Source organism: Amycolatopsis deserti, from assembly GCF_014653945.1.
In the GTDB taxonomy this organism is placed as follows: Bacteria; Actinomycetota; Actinomycetes; order Mycobacteriales; family Pseudonocardiaceae; genus Amycolatopsis_E; species Amycolatopsis_E deserti.
The window spans coordinates 67,193-90,084 of record NZ_BNAU01000008.1 but is presented as its reverse complement, the minus strand read 5'-3'; the positions used below and the strand labels follow the sequence as shown (position 1 = coordinate 90,084).

The 22,892-nt window shown below is 72.6% G+C and carries 21 protein-coding genes; 10 read left to right on the top strand and 11 right to left on the bottom strand.

Annotated features, from left to right (window positions below):
- Positions 1 to 23: 23 nt before the first annotated feature.
- From IE290_RS29635 to hemE, 4 genes are all read right to left on the bottom strand, one after another.
- Positions 24 to 752 (bottom strand): SDR family NAD(P)-dependent oxidoreductase, encoded by a 729-nt coding sequence (locus tag IE290_RS29635; RefSeq protein ID WP_191247994.1) that lies wholly within the window; start codon positions 750 to 752, stop codon positions 24 to 26.
- A 276-nt stretch (positions 753 to 1,028) separates the two neighbouring features.
- Positions 1,029 to 1,721, bottom strand: a complete 693-nt coding sequence (gene hemQ / locus IE290_RS29630) for a hydrogen peroxide-dependent heme synthase (protein WP_191247993.1) — start codon at positions 1,719 to 1,721, stop codon at positions 1,029 to 1,031.
- Between the two features lie 33 nt (positions 1,722 to 1,754).
- Positions 1,755 to 3,122 carry a protoporphyrinogen oxidase gene (hemG, locus tag IE290_RS29625; RefSeq protein ID WP_191247992.1) on the bottom strand — a complete coding sequence of 456 codons (1,368 nt, stop codon included), beginning with the start codon at positions 3,120 to 3,122 and terminating at the stop codon, positions 1,755 to 1,757.
- Positions 3,122 to 4,201 carry a uroporphyrinogen decarboxylase gene (gene hemE, locus IE290_RS29620; protein ID WP_191247991.1) on the bottom strand — a complete coding sequence of 360 codons (1,080 nt, stop codon included), beginning with the start codon at positions 4,199 to 4,201 and terminating at the stop codon, positions 3,122 to 3,124. The genes hemG and hemE overlap by 1 nt, the downstream gene beginning before the upstream one ends.
- Before the next feature lie 87 nt (positions 4,202 to 4,288).
- Here hemE and IE290_RS29615 point away from each other — a divergent pair, with 87 nt between their 5' ends.
- From IE290_RS29615 to IE290_RS29595, 5 genes are all read left to right on the top strand, one after another.
- Entirely contained in the window at positions 4,289 to 4,852 is a 564-nt protein-coding gene (locus IE290_RS29615) for a DUF3000 domain-containing protein (protein WP_191247990.1), read from the top strand.
- Positions 4,853 to 5,367: 515 nt separating this feature from the next.
- Positions 5,368 to 6,084: a response regulator gene (locus IE290_RS29610; RefSeq protein WP_038532327.1), complete on the top strand. Its 717-nt coding sequence runs from the start codon at positions 5,368 to 5,370 to the stop codon at positions 6,082 to 6,084.
- 93 nt (positions 6,085 to 6,177) lie between these two features.
- The gene (locus tag IE290_RS29605; RefSeq protein ID WP_191247989.1) at positions 6,178 to 7,401 is read left to right on the top strand and encodes a ribonuclease D; all 1,224 of its coding nucleotides are present in this window, start codon (positions 6,178 to 6,180) and stop codon (positions 7,399 to 7,401) included.
- Positions 7,402 to 8,307: 906 nt separating this feature from the next.
- The gene (locus IE290_RS29600; RefSeq protein WP_191248234.1) at positions 8,308 to 9,498 is read left to right on the top strand and encodes a thiolase family protein; all 1,191 of its coding nucleotides are present in this window, start codon (positions 8,308 to 8,310) and stop codon (positions 9,496 to 9,498) included.
- The gene (locus tag IE290_RS29595) at positions 9,495 to 11,603 is read left to right on the top strand and encodes a 3-hydroxyacyl-CoA dehydrogenase NAD-binding domain-containing protein (RefSeq protein ID WP_191247988.1); all 2,109 of its coding nucleotides are present in this window, start codon (positions 9,495 to 9,497) and stop codon (positions 11,601 to 11,603) included. The genes IE290_RS29600 and IE290_RS29595 overlap by 4 nt, the downstream gene beginning before the upstream one ends.
- Before the next feature lie 42 nt (positions 11,604 to 11,645).
- Here IE290_RS29595 and IE290_RS29590 read toward each other — a convergent pair whose 3' ends face one another.
- On the bottom strand, positions 11,646 to 12,656 hold the full coding sequence (locus IE290_RS29590) for a LacI family DNA-binding transcriptional regulator (RefSeq protein WP_191247987.1): 1,011 nt from the start codon (positions 12,654 to 12,656) through the stop codon (positions 11,646 to 11,648).
- A gap of 130 nt (positions 12,657 to 12,786) precedes the next feature.
- On the opposite strand from IE290_RS29590, the gene IE290_RS29585 reads away from it, so the two are divergent.
- Genes IE290_RS29585 through IE290_RS29570 form a run of 4 tightly spaced genes read left to right on the top strand, consistent with a single transcriptional unit; the run spans position 12,787 to position 16,967 of the window.
- Positions 12,787 to 14,103 (top strand): amidase, encoded by a 1,317-nt coding sequence (locus tag IE290_RS29585; RefSeq protein WP_191247986.1) that lies wholly within the window; start codon positions 12,787 to 12,789, stop codon positions 14,101 to 14,103.
- Between the two features lie 10 nt (positions 14,104 to 14,113).
- The gene (locus IE290_RS29580; RefSeq protein ID WP_191247985.1) at positions 14,114 to 14,992 is read left to right on the top strand and encodes a nitrilase family protein; all 879 of its coding nucleotides are present in this window, start codon (positions 14,114 to 14,116) and stop codon (positions 14,990 to 14,992) included.
- Positions 14,993 to 14,997: 5 nt separating this feature from the next.
- The gene (locus tag IE290_RS29575) at positions 14,998 to 16,176 is read left to right on the top strand and encodes a hypothetical protein (RefSeq protein ID WP_229874786.1); all 1,179 of its coding nucleotides are present in this window, start codon (positions 14,998 to 15,000) and stop codon (positions 16,174 to 16,176) included.
- A gap of 11 nt (positions 16,177 to 16,187) precedes the next feature.
- Positions 16,188 to 16,967: an alpha/beta fold hydrolase gene (locus tag IE290_RS29570; protein WP_191247983.1), complete on the top strand. Its 780-nt coding sequence runs from the start codon at positions 16,188 to 16,190 to the stop codon at positions 16,965 to 16,967.
- 229 nt (positions 16,968 to 17,196) lie between these two features.
- Here IE290_RS29570 and IE290_RS29565 read toward each other — a convergent pair whose 3' ends face one another.
- The 5 genes from IE290_RS29565 to IE290_RS29545 form a co-directional block, all read right to left on the bottom strand.
- A complete protein-coding gene (locus IE290_RS29565) occupies positions 17,197 to 18,108 on the bottom strand; it encodes an LLM class flavin-dependent oxidoreductase (protein WP_191247982.1) in 912 nt (303 codons plus the stop codon).
- Positions 18,109 to 18,170: 62 nt separating this feature from the next.
- Positions 18,171 to 18,599 (bottom strand): MarR family winged helix-turn-helix transcriptional regulator, encoded by a 429-nt coding sequence (locus IE290_RS29560; RefSeq protein WP_191248233.1) that lies wholly within the window; start codon positions 18,597 to 18,599, stop codon positions 18,171 to 18,173.
- A gap of 58 nt (positions 18,600 to 18,657) precedes the next feature.
- Positions 18,658 to 19,470 carry an aldo/keto reductase gene (locus IE290_RS29555; protein ID WP_191247981.1) on the bottom strand — a complete coding sequence of 271 codons (813 nt, stop codon included), beginning with the start codon at positions 19,468 to 19,470 and terminating at the stop codon, positions 18,658 to 18,660.
- Between the two features lie 15 nt (positions 19,471 to 19,485).
- Positions 19,486 to 20,625, bottom strand: a complete 1,140-nt coding sequence (locus IE290_RS29550) for a sensor histidine kinase (RefSeq protein WP_191247980.1) — start codon at positions 20,623 to 20,625, stop codon at positions 19,486 to 19,488.
- Positions 20,622 to 21,299 carry a response regulator transcription factor gene (locus IE290_RS29545; RefSeq protein WP_191247979.1) on the bottom strand — a complete coding sequence of 226 codons (678 nt, stop codon included), beginning with the start codon at positions 21,297 to 21,299 and terminating at the stop codon, positions 20,622 to 20,624. The genes IE290_RS29550 and IE290_RS29545 overlap by 4 nt, the downstream gene beginning before the upstream one ends.
- Before the next feature lie 81 nt (positions 21,300 to 21,380).
- On the opposite strand from IE290_RS29545, the gene IE290_RS29540 reads away from it, so the two are divergent.
- Positions 21,381 to 21,800 (top strand): hypothetical protein, encoded by a 420-nt coding sequence (locus IE290_RS29540; RefSeq protein WP_191247978.1) that lies wholly within the window; start codon positions 21,381 to 21,383, stop codon positions 21,798 to 21,800.
- Between the two features lie 246 nt (positions 21,801 to 22,046).
- Here the strand turns inward: IE290_RS29540 and IE290_RS29535 are convergent, their stop codons facing one another.
- Entirely contained in the window at positions 22,047 to 22,856 is an 810-nt protein-coding gene (locus tag IE290_RS29535) for a LysR family transcriptional regulator (protein WP_191247977.1), read from the bottom strand.
- Positions 22,857 to 22,892: the final 36 nt, after the last annotated feature.

Here is a 22,892-nt window from a genome sequence, read left to right as displayed (position 1 = left end):
AGCTCACGGCGTCGACCGGCTGGCTAGTGCGCCGTGATGCCGCCGTCGACGACGATCTCCGCGCCCGTGACGAAGGACGACTCATCGGAGGCGAGGAACAGGATCGCCGCGGCGATCTCGTCCGGTGTGCCTGCCCGTTTCATCGGGGTGCGCTGGATGTCGGCCTGCTGGTCGCCCTCGGCGTCGAGGATGTCCTGGATCATCGGAGTCGCGATGACGCCGGGATGCACGGAGTTGACCCGCACCCCTCTCGTCGCGTATTCGACGGCCGCCGTCTTGGTCAGCAGCCGCACCGCGCCCTTCGAAGCGTGGTACGCCGCGGCCGACCCGCCGCCGATGATGCCCAGGATCGAGGAAACGTTGACCACCGACGCGTTCCCGCTCGCGCGCAGCAACGGCATCGCGGTCTTCATGCCCAGCCAGGTGCCCTTCTGGTTCACCGCGATCACCTGGTCCCAGCCGGACTCGGTGGTGTCCTCGATGCCCGGCCAGTCCACGATTCCCGCGACGTTGACCAGCACGTCCAGCCGGCCGAAGCGCTCCGCCGTCCTGGCCAGAGCCGCCTGCCAATCCCGCGCCGAGGAGACGTCGAGGTGCACGCGCAGCACGTCCTCCCGCTCCGGCCCGCTCCCGGTGACATCACCCAGCACCAGCCGCGCCCCCTCCCGGGCGAACAGGGCCGCTGTGGCCGCCCCGATCCCACCCGACGCGCCCGTGATCAACGCGACCTTGCCGTCCAGCCGTCCCGGCATCCCGCTCCCTCCTACCGCTGCCACCACCTCCCCATCGTGCGGCGACATGAGCGGGCCAACCAGGGTGCACTACTCCCAGGACCGAACTCCCCGGCAGCGGCGGCCCGGTAGTCCACATCGGACTCGGCACGACTCACCCGGACAAGTCACGTGACGCACCAACCCGAACCCACTACCGGTCACCCTGGGATCGATCCCCCGCGGCCGCCACCTCCCGAACGGCCGGCATGGCCTCCGCGCTGGTGAAACTCGACCGGGGCCGGGCGCGTCGAAAACCTACGGCAGGTTCAGGATCAGCTCGGCCGGCACGACCTTGGTGCCGGTGTAGAACGGAATCTCCTCCCGCACGTGCCGCCGCGCCTCGGTGCCGCGCAGGTGGCGCATCAGGTCCACGATGCGGTGCAGCTCGTCGGCCTCGAAGGCGAGGATCCACTCGTAGTCGCCGAGCGCGAAGGACGCCACCGTGTTCGCCCGGACGTCCGGGTAGTCCCGGGCCTCCTTGCCGTGGTCGGCGAGCATCTTGCGCCGCTCGGCGTCCGGCAGCAGGTACCACTCGTAGGAGCGCACGAACGGGTACACGCAGATGTACTTCCGCGCCTCCTCTCCGGCCAGGAAGGCGGGGATGTGGCTGCGGTTGAACTCCGCGGGGCGGTGCAGTGCGAACTGGCTCCACACCGGCGTCGACACCCGGCCCAGCGGGGTGCGGCGGAACCCGGTGTAGGCGGCCTGCACCTGCTCGGGCGTCTCGGCGTGCCACCAGATCATGTAGTCGGCGTCGGCGCGCAGCCCGGCGACGTCGTAGACGCCGCGCACCACGACCCCCTTGCCCTCCAGGGCGTCGAGGTACTCGGTGGTCTCCGTCGCGGCCTGGCCGCGGTCCTCGGGCAGCCGCCCTGGCTCGACCCGGAACACCGACCAGGCGGTGTAGCGGATGGTGTCGTTGAGCTCCTGATAGTTCAGCCGCGCCATGCCCCCATCTTGGCACTGCCCGGAAAGCCGCTGCTAGCGCACCAGCTGTGAGGTGATGCGGGTCGCGGCCGCGGTGGCCGTCGCGATGCACGCCGGCACGCCGACACCGTGCAGGGCGGCCCCGGCCAGCGCCAGCCCCGGCACCGCGGCGACGGCCCGCTCGGCCCGCTCGACCAGGTCGAGGTGACCCGGCCCGTACTGCGGCAGCCCGCCGCCCCAGCGCTGGACGGCGACGTCGATCGGCTGCGCGGTGATCCCGGTCAGCTCGGCCAGGTCGTCGCGGACCAGGCGGACCAGCTCGTCGTCGTCGCGCCGCAGCGCGCCGGGCTTGCCGAACCGGCCGACCGAACCACGCACCAGCACCGGGCCGGTGTCCAGGTGCGACCACTTGCGGGAGGAGAAGGTGAAGGCCTTCGCGGCGAACGGCTCGCCGTCGGAGCGGCGTTCGCGCGCCCCGATCAGCACCCCGGAGGCGTCCGGCAGCTCGGTGCCGGGCGGCAGGGCCATCGCGACGACCGCCATCGACGCCAGCTCGACCTCGCCGAGCGCGGACGACGCGGCCGGCACGACGTCAGCCAGGAGCCGACGGGCCGCCGGGGCGGGCACCGCGAGCAGGACGGCGTCGGCGTCGATCGACTCGTCACCGACCTCCAGTCGCCAGCCGTTCTCCCGCCGCCGCAGCGCGGTCACCGGCTGTCCGAGGCGGATGTCCGGCTTGGCCAGCTCGACGAGCCGGTCGATCAGCGTGCCGAGCCCGCCGGGCAGGGTGCCGAACACCGGCGCGGTGCTGGGCGTGGCGGGGATCAGCCCGGCCGCGGCCGCGGTCAGCGAGGGCGCGCCGCGGTCGATCGCGGTGGCGAGGGCGGGGACGGTGGCGCGCAGGCCCAGGCCGTCGGCGCCGCCCGCGTAGACGCCGCCGAGCAGCGGGTCTACCAGGCGGTCCACCAGTTCGTCGCCGAAGCGCTCGCGCAGCAGGGCGCCCAGCGCGGTGTCGGACTCCAGCGTCACCGGGGGCAGCTCCGGCTCGGCCGCGACCCGCGCGCGGCCCGCGTCGGAAAGCACGTCGGTGACGGCGTCCGGCGAGCCGGGGATGCCCATCAGCGTCCGGCCGGGCAGCGGCGCGAGCCGTCCGCCGGCCCGCACGGTCGAGCGGGCCTTCGTCGGGTGGACCAGCTCCAGGCCCAGTTCCCCGGCCAGCCCGACGCCTTCCGGGCGGCGGGCGAGAAAGGCTTCGGCGCCCACGTCGTAGCGCACGCCCGCGATCTCCGCGGTGCGCAGTTTGCCGCCGAGCGCGCTGGTGGCCTCGACGACGGTGATCGCCGCGCCGTCGCCCAGCGCGGCACGCAGCCGGTACGCCGCGACCGCGCCCGAGACGCCCCCGCCGACGACCGCGACGTGCATCAGCCCTCCAGGCTGTGGACGAGCTCGACGACGCGGGCCAGCACGTCGGGATCGGTGCCGGGCGGCACGCCGTGGCCGAGGTTGAAGATGTGCGCGGCGGCGGCGCGGCCCTCGGCGGCGATGCGCCGCACCTCGGACTCGATCACCGGCCAGGACGCCTGCAGCAGCGCCGGGTCCAGGTTGCCCTGTACCACCGGCACCGGCTCGCCGTGCGCGGTCAGCCGCCGCACGGCCTCGTCCAGCGGGACGCGCCAGTCGACGCCGACCACGTCGGCCCCGGCCTCGCGCATGGCGGTCAGGAGCTCGCCGGTGCCGACACCGAAGTGGATCCGCGGCACGTCCAGGTCCGCGACCGCGCCGAGCACGCGCGCCGAGTGCGGCAGCACGAACTCGCGGTACTCGCGCAGCGTCAGCGCGCCGGCCCAGGAGTCGAACAGCTGCACGACGTCGGCGCCGGCCTCGATCTGGCCGCGCAGGAAGGTCACCGCGATGTCGGCGAGCCGTCCGGCCAGGTCGTGCCACACCTCCGGCTCGGAGCGCATGAGGGCCTTGGTGCGCTCGAAGCTGCGGCTGGGGCCGCCCTCGATGAGGTAGGAGGCGAGCGTGAACGGCGCGCCGGCGAACCCGATCAGCGGGGTCTGCCCCAGCCGCTCGACCAGCAGCCGGGCGCCGTCCAGCACCGGCTCGAGCCGCTCCGGGTCCAGCGCGGGCAGACGGCGGACCGCCGCGGCGTCGCGCACCGGCTCGGCGACCACCGGACCGGTGCCGGGCACGATGTCGACGTCGATGCCCGCGGCGACCAGCGGGACCACGATGTCGCTGTAGAAGACCGCGGCGTCCACGCCGAGGCGGCGGACCGGCTGGAGCGTGATCTCGGCGATCATCTCCGGGTCGAAGCACGCCTTGAGCATCGGCACGCCCTCGCGCAGCGCGCGGTACTCGGGCAGCGAGCGGCCGGCCTGGCGCATGAACCAGACGGGCAGCCGCGCGGGACGGTGGCCGCGGGCGGCCGCGAGGAAGGGGGACCCGGTGAGGTCCCGGTGGGCCGTGCGTGGCCGCGACTGCGCAGGAGTGGACATCGTCAACCATGGTGCCACGCGGCCCGGCGGCGCCTTCCCTCGGCGCGTCTGCCGCCCGGCACCCGCTCCCCGTCCTACAGTCGGGCTGTGACCGCGATGACTCATGCGCCCGAGATGTTCCGTGAAGCTGTCGCGGCGTTGCAAGCGATCCGGCCCCGGCCGGAGATGACCCTCGAACCCATGCGCGCGCCGCAGCGCCTGGCGCCCTGGTCCTACGCGCTCAGCTGCGACGCGACGGGTCCCGCGGACGTGACGGCCACCGGCCGGCTGGTGCTGCTGCACGATCCGGAGGGCCAGGAGGCCTGGAACGGGGTGCTGCGGGTGGTCGTCTACGTGCGCGCGGAGATCGACCGGGAACTGGCCAGCGACCCGTTCCTGCCGGCGGTCGGCTGGTCGTGGCTCACCGACGCACTGGAGCAGTCCGGGGCGGCGTTCACCGCGCTGGGCGGCACGGTCACCGAGACCTCGTCGGCCCGCTTCGGCGACATCAGCGGCCCGCCCCGCACCGACGACCTGGAGCTGCGGGCGTCCTGGACGCCGGCCGACCAGCAGCTGCGCCCGCACGGCGAGGCGTTCTGCCAGCTGATGTCGAGCGTGGCCGGCCTGCCGCCGGTCGGCGTTTCGCTGTTCGGCCACCGCCAGAGCGGCTGACACCGGTACTCCGGCGCGCCGGATGTGACGCAGACCTCACTCAGAGGCTCGCGGGCGACAGCGCTAGAGTTCGGTCGGGCGGTCGCCGGCCACCCTGAATTCCGCCGTGGGGCACCCTCCCGGGTGCGGTACAGGCCGCTTACGCTGCGCGAAGTGACCGGTTACGTCGATCCGATGACAGCGCTCCCCCGATCGGTCAACGCCGGGCGGCACCGCGCGTGAGCAGATGCACGGCCCGTATGCACGCGCAGCGCTCTGTCCCCGAGAAGGGCTTATCGCTGGCGCTCCGCGATGCGTTAGCCACGTCCTGTGTATTACTCCGAACGTGCTACAGGGATGCCAGCTAGTAACTACCCGATCGAGATAGATACCCGTTCGATCCCCCCGCGGAGGGCGATCGGCGGCTAGAGTGCCTCTTCGACGATACCACTTTCGGTCTAGAGCTGGCGCGGCTGATCGGCCGAAAGTACCCGGTGCCGGTCGGGGGGCACGACCGACTCCAGGGAGGTAGTGACGTGGCTGCCGTCGGCTTGTCGCAGGCCGTCAGATCCACGCCAGCCGGTGCTTTGCCGGCGAGCATGGTCCCGCACCCGCGGGAAGAGCTGTTTTCGGTGCTGGTGGTCGACGACCACCCGCTCCTGAGGGAGGCGATTGCCGCACGACTCGCACAGATGGGTGCGGGCACCGTACACGAAGCTGCCTCGGTAGCCGAGGCGAGGGCGCGGGCGACCGCGACGGGTCCGTGCGACCTGGCCATCCTCGACCTCGGGCTGCCGGACGGGAGCGGGATCGACCTGGTCACGGAGCTCCGTAGCCAGGGCTGGCCCCGGATCGTGGTGCTCGCCTCGTCCGACGACCCGTATGCCGTGCGCTCGGCCTTCCAGGCCGGTGCCCAGGCGTACCTGCTGAAGTCGGCCTCGCCCATGGTGGTGACCGACGGGGTGCGCCGGGTGCTGGACGGCGGGGTGTACGCGGACCCGAGCGTGGCCCCGGTCCTGGCGACCGGCACGCGGGTGCCGGGCACCGACAACACGCCGCGGGAGCTGTCCGCGCGCGAGGTCGAGGTGCTGCAGCTGGTCGCCGACGGCCAGTCCAACAAGGAGATCGGCGAGGAGCTCAGCCTCTCGGCGCTCACCGTCAAGTCGCACCTGTCCCGGATCGGGCGCAAGCTCGGCACCGGCGACCGGGCGCAGATGGTGGCGCTCGCGATGCGAGCCGGCGTCATCCGCTGATCCCCTGCCGAATCGCACGACCCCAACGGACGGGCGTACCGGTGACGGTGCGCCCGTCCCGTAGGGTTGACCGACGTGGAAACCGCAGATCAAGTGCCTGATACCAGCGAACCGGCCGACCCGGTCACGCTCAAGGAGCCGGCCGACGGGACGCCGGACGTGGTGGCGGACGAGCCGGGGCTGGCGCGCGCCTGCGCACGGCTCGCGGCGGGCACGGGTGCGATCGCGGTGGACACCGAGCGCGCGTCCGGCTACCGCTACTGGCCCAAGGCCTACCTGGTGCAGTTGCGCCGCGAGGGCTCCGGGACGGTCCTGGTGGACCCGATCGCCCTCGCGGGCAGGCTGGGGCCGTTGCAGGACGTGCTGAACGGCCAGGAGTGGGTGCTGCACGCCGCCTCGCAGGACCTGCCGTGCCTGGCCGAGCTGGACCTGGTGCCCGGGAGCCTGTTCGACACCGAGCTGGCCGGTCGGCTGGCCGGCTACGAGCGCGTGGCGCTGGGCACGCTGGTCGAGCGCCTGCTCGGCTACCACCTCGAGAAGGGCCACAGCGCGGCGGACTGGTCGAAGCGGCCGCTGCCGGTGGACTGGCTCAACTACGCGGCGCTGGACGTCGAGCTGTTGATCCCGCTGCGCGAGAAGCTCGAGGCGGAGCTGGACGCCCAGGGCAAGCTGGACTGGGCGCGCCAGGAGTTCGAGGCCGTGCGGACCGCACCCCAGCCGCCACCGCGGAGCGAGCCGTGGCGGCGCACGAGCGGGATCCACAAGGTGCGAACCGCGCGGGGCCTCGCGGCGGTGCGAGCGTTGTGGGAGGCCCGCGACGAGCTGGCCCGCAAGCGCGACCGCGCACCCAGCCGCGTGCTGCCGGACAGCGCGATCGTGAACGCGGTGCTGGCCGACCCGAAGACGGTCGCCGAGCTGCAGGCGCTGCCGGTGTTCGGGGGCCGCGTGCAGCGGCGGTACACGGGGAACTGGTTCCGGCACCTGCAGGCTGCCCGTCAGCTGCCGCGGGACCAGCTGCCCAACCCGGCGCAGCCCAACGACGGCCCACCCCCGGCGAACCGGTGGGCGGACAAGGACCCCGACGCGGCGGCACGCTTGGCCGCGGCCCGTGCCGGGTTGGCGAAGATCGCCGAGCACCACCAGCTGCCAGTGGAGAACCTGCTGCTGCCGGATCTGTTGCGCCGCACTTGCTGGCGGCCGCCGGAGGATCGCAGTCTCGAGGCCGTGGCGGCAGCACTCACCGCGGGAGGCGCGCGGCCGTGGCAGGTGGAGCTGACGGCACCGGTGCTGGTGGAGGCACTGCAGGCAACGGCCTGAGGCGGCACGTCGGCGGGTAGGCGGCCGCAGTGAGCTCCAGGGAGCGGTAGCCGCAGGCACGCGGCAGTAGCCGCCACGGACGGCCGTAGCAGCGGGCAGACCGCCGCCGGCTGCGCCGCCCGCAGGCGCGCAAGTGCCGGGGTCGCCGCGCGGGATGCTGAGTTCGGCGCCGCTCGCGGCGGATGAGCGCCATTGCGGCGGCGGGTGGGCCCTGCGCGCGTGAACTCACATCACAAAACGCAAGCCGGCGGCGCAAGCGGACCGACTACCCCAACCAGACCTCCCCCGCCCCCGATCCACAGCCTGCTTTTGGTCGCCGATCAGGCGTGTCAAGGTACTCTTTCCCGCCTTGACACGGCTGCTCGGCGACTGAAACACAATCAGGCATCGGGGGCGGGGGTGGTCGCAAGGTGACCGTTCGGCGCCGTGAGGCGCTCTTTTGAACCCGCCCGCAGGGCGGACTCCCCGCCTGCCCAAGGCGCAGCTTTAAAGATCAAAAGATGTCCTCGCCGGACGGGCAGGCTCCGGGATGACAGAAAAGCCCCTCGTCTCGCCTCGGGTGGGTGGGAGCTGGGTGGTCATCCCGTCGCCTTCCGGTTTGTGCATATCACCTTGAGCCAGGGCCGCAAGGTTGGCATGGTCGGCCTGCGGTTGGCGGCCTGGGTTGCGGCCCTGGCTCAAGGTGATCGTTCCGGTGTCAGGCGACGGGATGACCACCCAGCTCCGCTTTGGTTCACTGCGCGGCGCTGGCGCGCCGCTCGAAAAGGTGGTCTCTCCCACCACCCTGGTTACCCGCGGGTAACCAGGGTTAGAGTGGCGTCATTACCGCCGGGTAACCGGCGGTCCCAGTACTGACAGAGGGAGCACATCGTGGCCGCAACCCCCCTTGCGCCGACCGCGCGGGCGGTGCGCACCGTGGCCTTCGTCGAGGGGGTCCGCACCCCGTTCGGCAAGGCGGGTGACAAGGGCATCTACGCCAACACCAGGGCCGACGACCTCGTCGTCAAGGTCATCCGCGAACTGCTGCGCCGGCATCCGGAGCTGCCGCCGGAGCGGGTGGACGACGTCGCCATCGCCGCCACGACCCAGACCGGCGACCAGGGCCTCACGATCGGCCGCACGGCCGCCCTCCTGGCCGGCCTGCCGCGCTCGGTCCCGGGCTACGCGATCGACCGCATGTGCGCCGGCGCCATGACCGCCGTCACCACCGTCGCGGGCGGGATCGGCTTCGGCGCCTACGACATCGCCATCGCGGGCGGTGTCGAGCACATGGGCCGCCACCCGATGGGCGAGGGCGTCGACCCCAACCCGCGCATCGTCGCGGACAAGCTCGTCGACCCGTCCGCGCTGGTCATGGGCCAGACGGCGGAGAACCTGCACGACCGCTTCCCGGCCATCACCAAGCGCCGCGCCGACGAGTACGCCGCGCAGAGCCAGGAGCGCTACGCCGACGCCGTCAAGGCCGGCAAGATCGGCCCCGAGCTGGTCCCGGTCGCGATCCGCTCCGAGCTGGGCTGGGGGCTGGCCACCGAGGACGAGCCGCCCCGCCCGGGCACCACCGTCGAGACGCTGGCGAACCTCAAGACCCCGTTCCGCCCGCACGGCCGGGTCACCGCGGGCAACGCCGCGGGCCTCAACGACGGCGCGACCGGCGCCATCCTCGCCGACGAGGAAACCGCCCGCGAGCTGGGCCTGCCCGTCGCGATGCGGATGATCGGCTACTCCTTCGCCGGTGTCGACCCCGAGGTCATGGGCGTCGGGCCGGTCCCGGCCACCGAGAAGCTGCTCAAGCGCACCGGACTGTCCATCTCGGACATCGGGCTCTTCGAGATCAACGAGGCCTTCGCCGTGCAGGTGCTGGCCTTCCTCGACCACTTCGGCATCGACCAGACCGACCCGCGCGTCAACCCGTGGGGCGGCGCGATCGCCTGCGGCCACCCGCTGGCCTCCTCCGGCGTGCGGCTGATGACCCAGCTGTCCCGCCAGTTCGCCGAGCACCCCGAGGTCCGCTACGGCATCACCACGATGTGCATCGGCCTCGGCATGGGCGGCACCGTGATCTGGGAGAACCCTGCCTACGACGGGAGTGACAAGTGACGTTCACGGTTGAGCAGGCCAAGGCCGCCTTCCCGGACGAGGTCGTCACCCGGGCGACCACGCGCCTGATCCGGGTCCCCGGCCTGGACAAGCAGGTCGCACTGATCACCCTGGACAACGGGCACGACCACACCCGCCCGTCCACCTTCGGCCCGCAGGGCCTGGTGAGCCTGAACGCCGCGCTGGACGAGGCGTTCGCCGCGGACCCGGCCGCCATCGCGGTCACCGGCAAGCCGTTCATCTTCGCCGTCGGCGCCGACCTGTCCGGCGTCGAGGCGATCAGCGACCCGAACCTGGCGCACGAGATCGCCGAGACCGGTCACGCGGTGTTCCGCCGCCTGACCGACTCGGCCATCCCGACCTTCGCGTTCGTCAACGGCGCGGTCATGGGCGGCGGGCTGGAACTGGCCCTGTCCTGCCACTACCGCACGCTGTCGGAGTCGGCGGCCGCGATCTCCTTCCCCGAGGTGTTCCTCGGCCTGTTCCCGGGCTGGGGCGGCACGCAGCTGCTGCCGAACCTGATCGGGCCGGACGCCGCGGTCACCGTGATCATCGAGAACGCGCTGAACCAGAACAAGATGCTCAAGCCGAAGCAGGCCGCCGAGCTGGGCATCGTGGACGAGCTGCTGGGCAGCGCGGACTTCCTGGAGCAGTCGCTGCTGTGGCTGTCCAAAGTAGTCAACGGCGAGATCACCCCGCAGCGCAAGGAGATCGACCGCGGCGCCGGCTGGGACGCCGCGATCGCCCGCGCGAAGGCCGTCGTGGACGGCAAGACCAAGGGCGCGTCGCCGGGCGCGACCAAGGCCGTCGAGCTGCTCGAACTCGCCCGCGCGAACGACCTCGACGCAGGCTACGCGGCCGAGACGCAGGCGCTGGCGCAGCTGCTGATGGACGACACGCTGCGCGCCGGGCTGTACTCGTTCAACCTGGTCAACAAGCGGGCCAAGCGGCCGGCCGGCGCGCCGGAGAAGTCGCTGGCGCGCAAGGTGACCAAGGTCGGCGTGGTCGGCGCGGGCCTGATGGCGAGCCAGCTGGCGCTGCTGTTCGTGCGGCGCCTGAAGGTGCCGGTCGTGCTGACCGACGTGGACCAGGCGCGCATCGACAAGGGCGTGTCCTATGTGCACGGAGAGATCGACAAGCTGCTCGGCAAGAAGCGGATCTCGCCGGACGAGGCCAACCGGCTCAAGGCGCTGGTGAGCGGCTCGCTGGACAAGGCCGCCTTCGCCGACGCGGACTTCGTGATCGAGGCCGTGTTCGAGGAGATGGGCGTCAAGCAGCAGGTCTTCGGCGACCTGGAGAACTACGTCAAGCCCGAGGCGATCCTGGCGACCAACACCTCGTCGCTGTCGGTGTCGGAGATGGCCTCGAAGCTGCGGCACCCGGAGCGGGTCGTCGGGTTCCACTTCTTCAACCCGGTCGCCGTGCTGCCGCTGCTGGAGATCGTGCGCGGCGAGAAGACCGACGACGCGGCGCTGGCGACGGCGTTCGCGGTGGGCAAGCAGCTGAAGAAGTCCAGCGTGCTGGTGAAGGACGCGCCGGCGTTCGTGGTGAACCGGCTGCTGCTGCGCTTCCTCGGCGAGGTGCTGACCGCGGTCGACGAGGGCACGCCGTTCGACGTGGCCGACCGCGCGCTGGAGCCGCTGGGCCTGCCGATGTCGCCGCTGACGCTGATGCAGCTGGTCGGCCCGGCGATCGCGCTGCACGTCGGCGAGACGCTGCACGCCGCGTTCCCGGAGCGCTTCCCGGTGAGCGAGAACCTGAAGAAGTTCGTCGCGTCGGGCAAAACCGCGGTGTGGCAGTGGGACGACAAGGGCAACCCGACGGTCGACCCGGAGGTCGCGGCGCTGTGGCAGCAGGGTGACCGGCCCTCGACCGCGGAGGAGCTGCGGGAGCGGGCGCTGTCCGCGATCGCCGAGGAGATCCGGATCATGCTCGACGAGGGCGTGGTCGCGCAGGCGCAGGACATCGACCTGTGCCTGATCCTCGGCGCGGGCTGGCCGTTCTGGCTCGGCGGCATCACGCCGTACCTGGACCGGACCGGCGTGTCGGCCAAGGTGACCGGCAAGCCGTTCCTGGCCCCCGGCGTTGCCTCCGTCCCGGCGTAGTCGCCTGATCCGACGGCCCCTCACCCCGGCGGTGAGGGGCCGTCAGCGCATCGTGGACGCCCGGACGATCAGCTCCGGCTCCAGGCGTTCGGACTCCGCCTGCTGTCCACTCAGGACCTTCATCAGCAGTTCCAGCGCGCGGCGGCCCATCTCGTGCATCGGGGAACGCACGCTGGTCAGCGGGACCGGCAGCTCGGCCGCGAGCGGGGTGTCGTTGAACCCGGCCACGGCGACGTCGGTCCCGGGGCGCAGGCCCGCGTCCCGCACCGCGCCGAGCGCGCCGATCGCCGCGAAGTCGTTCACCGCGAAGATCGCCGTGGGCCCGGCCTCCGACAGCAGCCGCTCGGCGGCCCGGTGCCCGCCCGCGGTGTCGAACCCGGAGTGCACCGCCGGGACCTCCAGCCCCTCCTCGCGGTAGCGGTCGGTGAACCCGGCCGTGCGGTCGATGCCGGTGCTCGCGAAGGGTTCACCGGCGATCACCGCGGCCCGCCGGTAGCCCAGGTCGAGGAAGTGCTCGGCCACCAGCCGTCCGCCGCGGTAGTCGTCGCAGGTGACCGACGGGTGGCCGCCCGCGTGGCGGCTGACCAGCACGAACGGCACGCGCCGCTCGGCCAGCTCGGCGGTGAACTGCCCGTCGTGGTGGGCGTCGCCCAGGATGAGACCGTCCACGCGGCGGGACAGCGCCAGCTCGGTCCGCGAGCGCTGCTCGGCCGGCCGGTCGTGGCTGTTCATCACGAACGTCGCCAGGCCGTGCCCCGCGGCGGCGTCCTCGATGCCCTCGTAGATCGTGGCGAGGACGACGTCGGACAGCCGCGGCACCAGGACCCCGACGAGGTTGCTGCGCTGCGTGCGCAGGCTCTTCGCGTGCGGGTTGGGCCGGTAGTCCAGCCGGGCCGCCCACTCGCGGATCGCGTCGGCCGTCTCCCGTGACGCGGCGCGCGCCGCGTCCTCCGGCGATCCGTTGAGCACGCGGGACACGGTCGACACGTCCACCCCGGCGCTCCGCGCGATCGTCCGCAGGGTGGCCGGCCGCTTGCGCTCCTCTCGGCCCACTTCCCAGCCTTTCGCCCCGCCGCCCTTGACGGCGGCTCTCGGGCTCCTTGATACTACCCAAACGATTTTCCCAAACGTTTGTGTCGCGTCGCAACACGAACCCAATCGTTTGAGCACCGAGAGGAGCCCCGTGTCGTCATCCCTGGGGACCCGGCTGGTCCCGCCGCCCGGCGCCGGCTGGTTCGCGCACCGCTCCGTCGCGGACCTGGCCGCGGACCTGCGTGCCGGCCGGCTCGGCCCGCGCGACCTGGTGGAAACCGCGCTCGCCGAACTCCACCGGTGGGAGCCGGTGGTCAACGCGTTCGTCACGGTGGACGAAGCGGGCGCCCGGGACGCCGCCGAGCAGGCCGCCCGCGAACTGGCGGCCGGCGTGGACCGCGGGCCCCTGCACGGCGTTCCGGTCGCGGTCAAGGACCTGATCGACGTGCGCGGCCTGCCGACCACGGCGGGGTCGCACCACTTCGAGGGACGCGTCGCCACCGACGACGCCGACTGCGTGCGGCGGCTCCGGGCGGCGGGCGCGATCATCCTGGGCAAGACCGCCACGCACGAAATCGCCTTCGGGCCCACCGGCGACCGCGCGGCGAACGGCCCGGCGCGCAACCCGTACGACCCGGGCCGCATGACCGGCGGTTCCAGCAGCGGTTCGGCCGCCGCGGTCGCGGCCGGCGTCGTCCCGCTCGCGCTGGGCACCGACACCGGCGGTTCGGTGCGGATCCCGGCGGCGTGCTGCGGCGTGGTGGGCCTCAAACCCACCCACGGCGCGCTGAGCACGCAGGGGGTCCTGCCGCTGGCGCCGTCGCTGGACACGATCGGGCCGCTCGCCCGCACCGTCGCGGACGCCCGTCTGCTGTGGACGGTCCTGAGCGGAACCGAAACCACGCCGGCGACATCGCGGTTGGCGTGGCTGCCACCGGACTCGATCCACCCGACCCTGCCCGAGGTGACGGCCCTGGTCCGCGCGCGGCTCGGCGACCTGCCCGAAGTCGCTGTGCCCCAGGCGGAAGCGCTACGCGCCGCGTACTCGACCATCCAGGGCAGCGAGGCGTACGCGGTGCACGCGGACCGGTTCACCGCTGCACCCGGGCTCTTCGGCGAGGAAGTCCGCGAGCGGCTGCGAGCCGGCGGTGAAATCCGCGGCTGGGAGTACGTCCGCGCCCGCGAGCTGCGCGACCGGGCCCGCGGCGAGGTCCTGAACCTGCTGCGGGAGCACGGGATCCTGGCGCTGCCGACGGTTCCGTTCCCCGCCCCGCTCCTGGACGCCCGCGCTGGCGAACTCGGCGACGTGCGTGCCGCACTGCTGTCGCTGACCAGCCCGTGGAGCGTCCTCGGACTGCCCGCGGTGTCCGTCCCCGCCGGTCTCGTCGGCGAGCTGCCCGTGGGACTGCAGCTCGTCGGCCCGCCCGGCTCCGAGCACCAACTCCTGACGATCGCCGAACACCTCTGAAAGGACAACGATGTCGACGAGTGTCATCACCGCCGCCGCCGTGCAGTGCGACCCGCAGGTCGGGCTGGAGAACAAGGACAAGAACCTGAACCGGTCCGTGGAACTGGCCGGTGCGGCTGCCGACCGCGGTGCGAACCTGGTCGTGCTGCCCGAGCTGGTCAACACCGGGTACTCCTTCGCCACCCGGGAAGAGGCTTACGCACACGCCGAGGAACTGACCGGACCGACCGTCCAGGCGTGGACGGACCTGGCCCGCTCCCGTGGCATCCACCTGGTCGGCGGCCTGACCGAAGTGGACGGTGTGCGCCTGTTCGACACGGCCGTCCTCATCGGACCGGACGGGCTGATCGGGCACTACCGCAAGACCCACCTGTGGCACAAGGAAAAGCTCGTCTTCACGCCCGGCGACCTCGGCTTCCCGGTGTTCGACACGCGGATCGGCCGGATCGGCCTGCTGATCTGCTGGGACATCTGGTTCCCGGAGGTGGCGCGCCTGCTCGCGGTGCAGGGCGCCGACGTGATCTGCAGCGTGAACAACTGGGTGTGGACGCCGCCGCCGCTGTTCGACGACGCCGGCCGGTGCATGGCCGCCTACCTGACCATGACCGCCTCGCACGTCAACGGCGTGCCGATCGTCGCGGCGAACCGCGTCGGCGAGGAACGCGGTGCGAAGTTCCTCGGGTGCTCGCTGATCACCGGCACCAACGGCTGGCCCGCGAGCGAGGTCGCCGCCCCCGAGGGCGACACGATCGTCTACGCGGAGCTGGATCTCATGGCGACCCGGTCGGCGGCGATCTGGAACGAGCTCAACGACCTGCCCCGGGACCGGCGCACGGACCTCTACGATCCCCTGCTCGGGTACCGCGGCGGCCAGGCCTACCCCCGGTGACCCCGATGCTCACCACCACCCGCCGGGCGACGAAGCCCGCCGGCGCGCTCGGCCGCTGGCTGACCGGCGCCGCGCTGTTCGGGGTCACCGCGGGCCTCGCCCTGCTGCTGGCCCGCGTCACCGGCTCGCTGCCGCACGTCCTGCCCGGCTACGACGAGTGGCAGGAGCAGGCCTACCGCCGCATCCCGCAGTTCCTGCGGTGGGTCCTGGGCGACACCACCGAGGCGCAGTTCTACAAATCCGCGCTCGGCGGGCTCGGCCTGCTGGCCGGCGGCTGGATCGCGCACGTCGCGTGGAAGCGGCGGCGCCGCTGGGCCGGGTTCCCGGTCAGCGGTAACACCGGGTTGTGGCCGTGGGTCACCGCCGCGGCCCTGCTCGGGCTGCTGCTGTCGAACATCGCGTGGGGGTGGACGCTTCCGGCGAGCGGGAGCTGGCAGCCGACGTTCGTGGCGTTCGTGTCGGTCCCGCCGATGGTGGTCCTGACCTACGGAGCCGGGTGGCGGGTCGCGGTCACCGGCGCCGTCCTCGGCGCGGCACTGACCACGCCCGTGGCGTTGCTGCTGGTCAACTTCGTGTGCGTGCCGCTCGGGCTCCCCGCGGTGGTGGGTTCGGTGACCGCGATGTGGGTCAGCGCGCTGGTCGCGTTCCCGCTCTGCCGCCGGCTGCCGTGGCTCCCGGAGCCGGTTCCGCCGCCAGCCTCGGCCGGCACCACGCCACGACAGGGACCGGTGTGGGTGGTGCGCCGCGTGCTCGCCGACTTCAGCGAAGCTCCCTTCCACGGCAACGAAATCGCCTCGCTCGGATTGCTCGCCGGAACGGTGCTGACCTACCTGCTCAACCCGCTTACCCCGGTCTACGGCAGCGGCCTGCTGCCGGCCCTGCTCACCGCGCAGGTCCTCGCCGCCACGGTCGGCGTGCTGGTGTACCGGCGGCAGTGGGCGCGGCACGGCTGGTACCCGACGTTCGTGCCGGTCGTGTCGGTCGCGCCCGCGGTGGTGCTCACCTACGGCCCGACGTGGCCGGCCGTGCTGAGCGGCGCGGTGCTCGGCGCGCTGGCCGCTCCCCCGCTGGCCGCGTTCGCGTCCCGGCGCATGCCGCTCGGCGTGCATCCCTGCGCGGGCAACACGTTCGCCATGACGGTGTGCACCGCCACCCTGGTTCCCCTGCTGGACATCGTTCTGTGAAAGGAAAATCCATGACAGTTCTGCGGTTCGACCGCGACGGCACGACGTTGATCGCCGAGCGGCGCGACGGCGACGGGCCGCCGGTGGTCGTCGTGCCCGGGGTGATGGCCGACGCCGCCTCCTGGCGTCCGGTCGTCGAGGCCCTCGCGCTGCCGAACCCGGTCGTCGTGCTGAACCGGCGGGGCCGGGCGCCCAGCGGGCCGCTCGGCGAGGGCTACTCGGTGCGCACCGAGATCGACGACCTGCACCACGTGCTCGACGCCCTCGGCGGGGACGTGGAGCTGTTCGGCTGGAGCTACGGCGCGCTGATCGCGCTGGAAACCGCGGTGCAGCGGCATGACCTGCGGTCCGTCGTCGCCTACGAACCCGTGTCGAGCCCGTTCGGCGTCCAGGCGCTCGAGCCGCTGCGCGCGGCCGAGGGTGACCTGGACCGCGCGGTGGAGATCGTGAACCGGGACGTGTCGGGTTTCTCCGCCGAGTACGTGGCGGCGCTGCGGGACAGCCCGGTGTGGCCGGTGCTGCGCCCGCTGGCCCACCCGCTGGCGGCCGAACTCGCCGCGCTCAACGCCCACGAGCCGGCCTTCGACCTCTACCACGACCTCGCCGTGCCGGTCACGCTGCTGCTGGGCGAGGTGAACGAGGGCGTGCAGCCCTACGGCACGGCGTTCGAGGTGTTCGAGCGGGCGCTGCCCCAGGCGCGGCGGGTCGTCCTGCCCGGGCAGGGCCACCTCGCCCACGCCCAGGCACCCGACGTGCTCGCCAAGCACCTCGCGGCGGCGATCCGGCCCTAGCTGGACTTGGCCGCCAGGTGGGTGGTGGGCGGGTGGCCGCTGAGTTCGCCCTGGCGGCGTGCGAAGTGCGGCGGCTCGTTCGGTGTTGCTGGTGTAGACCTGCCCGTAGGCCAAGGTTGCCGGTCATCGACCGCTCGATCCGAGTGATGCCATGCTCGGCGAAGTTGGCGGTGGCCAGCGAGGAACCTCAACCCCCACCCACCGCCACCGAAGTCCCGGCCAAGTCCACCTAGTCCTCCTTCGCGATCCGCTCGCGCACGGCCGGCACGATCTCCCGCGCCCAGCGTCCGAGGGAGACGTCGTCGTGGGCGGCGTGGCCCGGCGGGAACAGGATGAAGCCGCTCATCCCGTGCTCGAGGACGCCCGTGGTCAGCTCCTCGACCCACTGGTCCACGGACCCGCCGATCCAGCGGCCTTCCTCGTCGCGCGTCTTCGCCAGCGGCGCGTCGGTGATCCGGCCGGGGAAGTTCAGGATCGTGCGGACCTCGCGCGGGTCACGGCCCACCGCGGCCGCCGCCTCGTCGATCACCGGTCGCGACGTGCGGTACCGCTCGCTCAGCCAGTCCGCCGCGTGGCCGGGGAGCCAGCCGTCGGCCACGCGACCGGTGGCGGCGAGCGACTTCCGCCCGACCGATCCGGTCCACACCGGCGGCGCGGGCACCGGCGCGGGCTCGATCTCGCGCACCCGGTAATGCCGCCCCTCGTGCGTCACCGGCTCGCCACCCCCGGCCAGGCTCTTGACCAGCAGGATCGCCTCTTCGAACGCCTCCACGGCCTCGGCCGGGGCGAACCGCCGCCCGCCCATGTCGGCGATCCGGTCCGGGAGCCCGCCCGCGCCCATCCCGAGCACGACCCGGCCGCCGGACAGCGCCGACAGGGTCGTCACCGTCCGGGCCAGCATGGCCGGGGGCCGCAGCGGCAGGTTGGTGACGTTGGCGAACCCCGCGATGCGCTCGGTGTGGCCGAGCAGGAACCCGACGGTCGCGTAGGCGTCCAGCCGGCTCCCGAAGTAGGGGTGGTCGGACAGCGAAACCAGGTCGAGCCCGTCGGCGTCCGCGCGCCGGACCATGCGCAGCAGGTCCGGCACCTCGTCGACGCCGGTGTGCGCACCGAACCCGAAAACCACCTCAGATGCGGTCATGAAGCCCTCCTTGAAGTTCGTACTACGAACCATAATGGTTCGTAGTACGAACCGCAAGAGGATCAACGGTCGAGGAAGACCGGAGGCACCTCGTTGTCCGTCACGACCCGGCCGAGCAGGCTCGCGAGCCGGTCCCGTTCCCCGGCGTCGAGCCCCGCGGGCAGCTGTTCGATCCGGCGGCACGTCTCGGTGTAGAACTCCCCCGCCAGCCGCTGCCCCTCCGGCGTGAGCGCGACCCGGACCGCCCTGGTGTCGCGAGGATCCGGTTCGCGACGCACCAGGCCGTTGCGTTCGGTGCGGTCGACCAGCCCGGTCAGGCTCGACTTCGCCAGCCGCAGCACTGCGCCCAGCTCGGTCATGCCGTACGGCCGCGCCATCAGCACGCACAACAGCTGCCCCTGCGGCATCGTGATGCCGTACTCGCGGGCCGATTCCGAATACACCGCGTTCACCAGGAACGTGGACCGCACCAGAGCGGTCACGATCCCCATCCGGCCGTCATCCTGTGCGGGCATTACACCAGACTAACAGTTCGCGGTGCGAATTACCTCACGCGTCGGGGTGGGGGCCGTGCCGGTCGCCGGATTCCAGGGTCGCCAGGCCGGCGATGTCGTGGGAGTCCAGCTCGAAGTCGAAGATCTCGATGTTCTCCCGGATGCGGCTCGGGGTGGCCGACTTCGGGATGATCATGTGCCCCATCTCGATGTGCCAGCGCAGCACCACCTGCGCCGGGGTCTTGCCGTGCTTGCGGGCGATCGTCGTGATCACCTCGCTGTCCAGCTGCCTGCCGCGCGCGAGCGGGCTCCACGCCTCGGTCACGATGCCGTGCTTCTCGTGGAACCCGCGCAGCGCGGCCTGCTGCAGGCCGGGGTGCAGCTCGATCTGGTTGACCGCGGGCACCACCTCGGTCTCGGCCATCAGCCGTTCCAGGTGCGGGATCTGGAAGTTCGACACGCCGATCGCGCGGGCCTTGCCGTCGGCCAGGATCTTCTCCAGCGCGCGCCACGTCTCCACGTACTTGTTCTGCCGCGGCACCGGCCAGTGGATCAGGTACAGGTCGACGTAGTCCAGTCCGAGCAGCTCCAGGCTGCCGTCGAACGCCTTGAGCGCCGAGTCGTAACCGTGCTCGGTGTTCCACAGCTTGGTGGTGACGAACAGCTCGTCGCGCGGCAGGCCGGACGAGCGCACCGCCGCGCCGACACCCCGCTCGTTGCCGTACAACGTGGCCGTGTCGAAGCTGCGGTAGCCGGCCTCCATCGCGACGTGCATCACCGCCTCGACCTCGTCATCGGGCAGCTTGTAGACCCCGAACCCGAGGGCGGGCAGCTCGACGTCGTTGTTCAACCGGATCGAAGGGACCATGCCCAGCACCGTAACTCAGCGGGTCGCGGGCAGCCGGACGGTGACCGCGAGGCCGCCGCCGACCACCGGTTCCGCGCTCACCAGCCCGTCGTGCGCCTCCACCGCCGCCCGCACGATCGACAACCCCAGACCGGCACCGTGCCGGGCCGTGCGCGCCACTCCGGCGCGGCGGAACGGCTCGAACAGCTCGTCGACCGCCTGCGGGTCGACCAGCCCGCCCGAGGAGCGCACCCGCAGCGTCGCCCACTGCTCCCCGGCCTGCGTGGTGACCTCGATCCAGCCGGCGTCGACGTTGTGCCGCACCGCGTTCTCCAGCAGGTTGCCCGCGATGCGCTCCAGCAGCGCAGGATCGCCCGTGGTCCACGCCGGCTCGCAATGGAAGGTGGTCTTCAGGCCGCGCTGGTCGGCCTCCCCGGACACCGCCCGCCACGCGCTGGCGACCAGCGCCGCGAGGTCGACCGGCTCGGTCACCACCAGCCCGGCGCCGTCGGTGCGGGCGAGCAGCAGCAACGACCCGACGAGCTGGTTGGCCCGCTCAGTCGCATCCCGCACCACGCCGGCCATGCGCCGCAGCTCGGCGGTGTCGGCCTGGTCGTCGGCGAGCGTGACGTCCAGCTCGGTGCGGATCACCGACAGCGGGGTGCGCAGCTCGTGGCTGGCGTTGGCGACGAAGTGCCGCTGCGCCTCGAACGCCGACTGCAGCCGGTCGAGCATCGCGTCGAACGTCTGGGCCAGCTCGGCCAGCTCGCCGCGCGCGTCGACGTCACCGATGCGCTCCCCCAGCGATTCGACCGACAGCCGCCGCGCGGTGCCGGTGATGTCGCGCAGCGGGCGCAGCACGCGGGAGGTGAACGTCCAGGCCAGGACCGCGGTGGCCAGGACCACGCAGCAGAACGCGATGGTGCCGGCGAGCAGCATCTTGTCGCGCGCGTGGTCGCGCAGGTGCGCGGCCAGTGCGGCGGCGTCCACGTCCACGCCGTCGACGCGCACGACCGTGCCCGGCGGCATCTGCGGCACCGCGGACACGGCGTCACCGACCAGCGTCCAGGCCAGCCAGAGCAGCACGAGGCTGACGCCGGCCGCCAGCCCGGTCGCGAGCAGCGTGATGCGCGCCCGCAGGCTGCGAACCGGCGTGCGTGTCGAGCGCGCGCTCACCCCTTCGCGGGGCCGGTGTCGCGTGCCCGGTACCCGGATCCCACCACGGTCTCGATGATCCCAGGTTCGCCCAGCTTCTTGCGCAGGGTCATCACCGTGACCCGGACGGTCGTGGTGAACGGGTCGGCGTTCTCGTCCCACACGCGCTCGAGCAGCTCCTCGCTGCTGACGACCGCGCCCTTGGCGGACATCAGGACCTCGAGGACGCCGAACTCCTTGCGGGTCAGGTCGACCGGGCCGCTCGCGCGGCGGACGGTGCGCTTGGCCGGGTCCAGCTGCACGTCGCCGACGGTGAGCAGCGGCGGCGCGGCCGGGGTGGCGCGGCGGCCGAGGGCACGCACGCGGGCGACCAGCTCGGGGAAGGCGAACGGCTTGGCCAGGTAGTCGTCGGCGCCCAGGGACAGGCCCTCGACGCGGTCGGAGACTGTACCGCTGGCGGTCAGCATGAGGACGCGGGTCAGCTCGTCGGAGGAGACGATCTGACGGCACAGCTCGTCGCCGGACATGCCGGGCAGGTCGCGGTCCAGCAGCACCACGTCGTAGCGGGTGATGCTCGCCTTCTCGTGCCCCTCGTCACCGGTGAGGGCGACGTCGACCGCCATGCCTTCCCGGCGCAGCCCGCGCGCGATCGCGTCCGCCAGCGGCGCCTCGTCCTCGACTACCAGAATTCGCACGCGGACCACCGTGCCACAGTTTCCTGAGAGTTACCTCAAAGGCGGTATCCTGGCCGTTCCCGATGGCTGGGGGTGGCCCGGATGAGCGGACTGGACGTCTTCACCGGCGAGTGGACCGTGGCGGTCGGGTTCCCCGGCGCGCCGCCGGCGCGGTCGGTCTTCGAGTGGATCCTCGACGGGACGTACCTGGCGCAGCGCACCGAGGTGCCGCTGCCCGAGGTGCCGGACAGCCTGGCCGTGGTGGGGCCGGACGGGAACGGCGGGTACACCCAGCACTACTTCGATTCGCGCGGGGTGAGCCGCCTGTACGCGATGACCTTCGACGGCTCGCGGTGGACGCTGCTGCGCGAGACCGCGGACTTCACGCCGCTGGACTTCGCGCAGCGGTTCACCGGAACGTTCAGCGCGGACGGCGACCGCATCGACGGCGCGTGGGAGAAGCGCATGCCGGACGCGGACTGGCAACTGGACTTCGAGCTGGTCTACACCCGGGCCAGGTGAGGCCGGCGCCCCCGCAGCCGCGGCGGCGGGCACCGGCGACTGGGCGGGCCGGCAGCAGCGGCCGCGCGCGGGCAGCGCGTTCTCGCCCGGCCCGCGCGAGGGCGCGGGCGTCCCGGCCAAGGCCGGCCCCGGCAGCCGCGCCACCGCAGGGCTGATCGCCCACCTCGTGGCACCCGGCCACCGGCGTCGGCCGCACCGGGTCGCCGCTGTCCACTGTGGTCATCTCCGCTGGTGTTCCCGCGCAGGTCACCTGCCGGACAGCACCCGCGCCGCGATCGTCACGAAGTCCTCCAGGTGCGGTCGCCGGTGCCCGTCTGCGACGGCGAGGCCGATCTCGAACTCCTCGGCGTCCCCGATGCGGCGGTGCACCACGTCGGGCCGGGAGTAGTAGCGCGCCACGCTGCGGGGGATCATCGCGATGCCCAGGCCGGCCGCGACCAGCTCCAGCTTCTCCTCGATCGTGCTGATCCGCCTGGCCTGCGCGTCGATGACGTGTTCGCCCTCGAGGTCGGCGTACCGCACCTGCCGCCGCTTCGCCAGCGGGTGCGCGGCGGGCAGGCACACCACTTTCGGCTCGCTGCCCACCCGCAGCGTCCGCAAGCCGGTGGGGTCGAACGGCTGCCGCAGGTACCCCACGTCGGCGCGGCCGTCGCGCATCGCCTCGGCCTGTTCGAACCAGTTGAGGTGCAGCAACTCGACCTCGACGCCCGGGTGCGCCTGGGCGAACGCCCGGACCGCCGGGGACACGGTCAGCCCGGGCGCGAACCCGAGCACCAGGCGGCGCGCACCCCGCGCGGCGCCGTAGGCCCGGCGCGTCGCGGCCACGGCGGTGGCCAGCACGCCGGGCGCGTCCGCGTACAGCTGCTCGCCGGCCGCCGTCAGCCGCACCGACCGCGTCGTGCGCTCCAGCAGCTCGCAGCCCAGTTCCCGTTCCAGCGCCCGGATCTGCCTGCTCAGCACCGGCTGCGCGATGTGCAGCCGCTCCGCCGCGCGGCCGAAGTGCCCGTGCTCGGCGACGGCGGTGAAGTACCGCAGCTTGCGCAGGTCCAGATCCATACCTGCAGGGTATCAATTCCGGAAAAGAGGTATTGG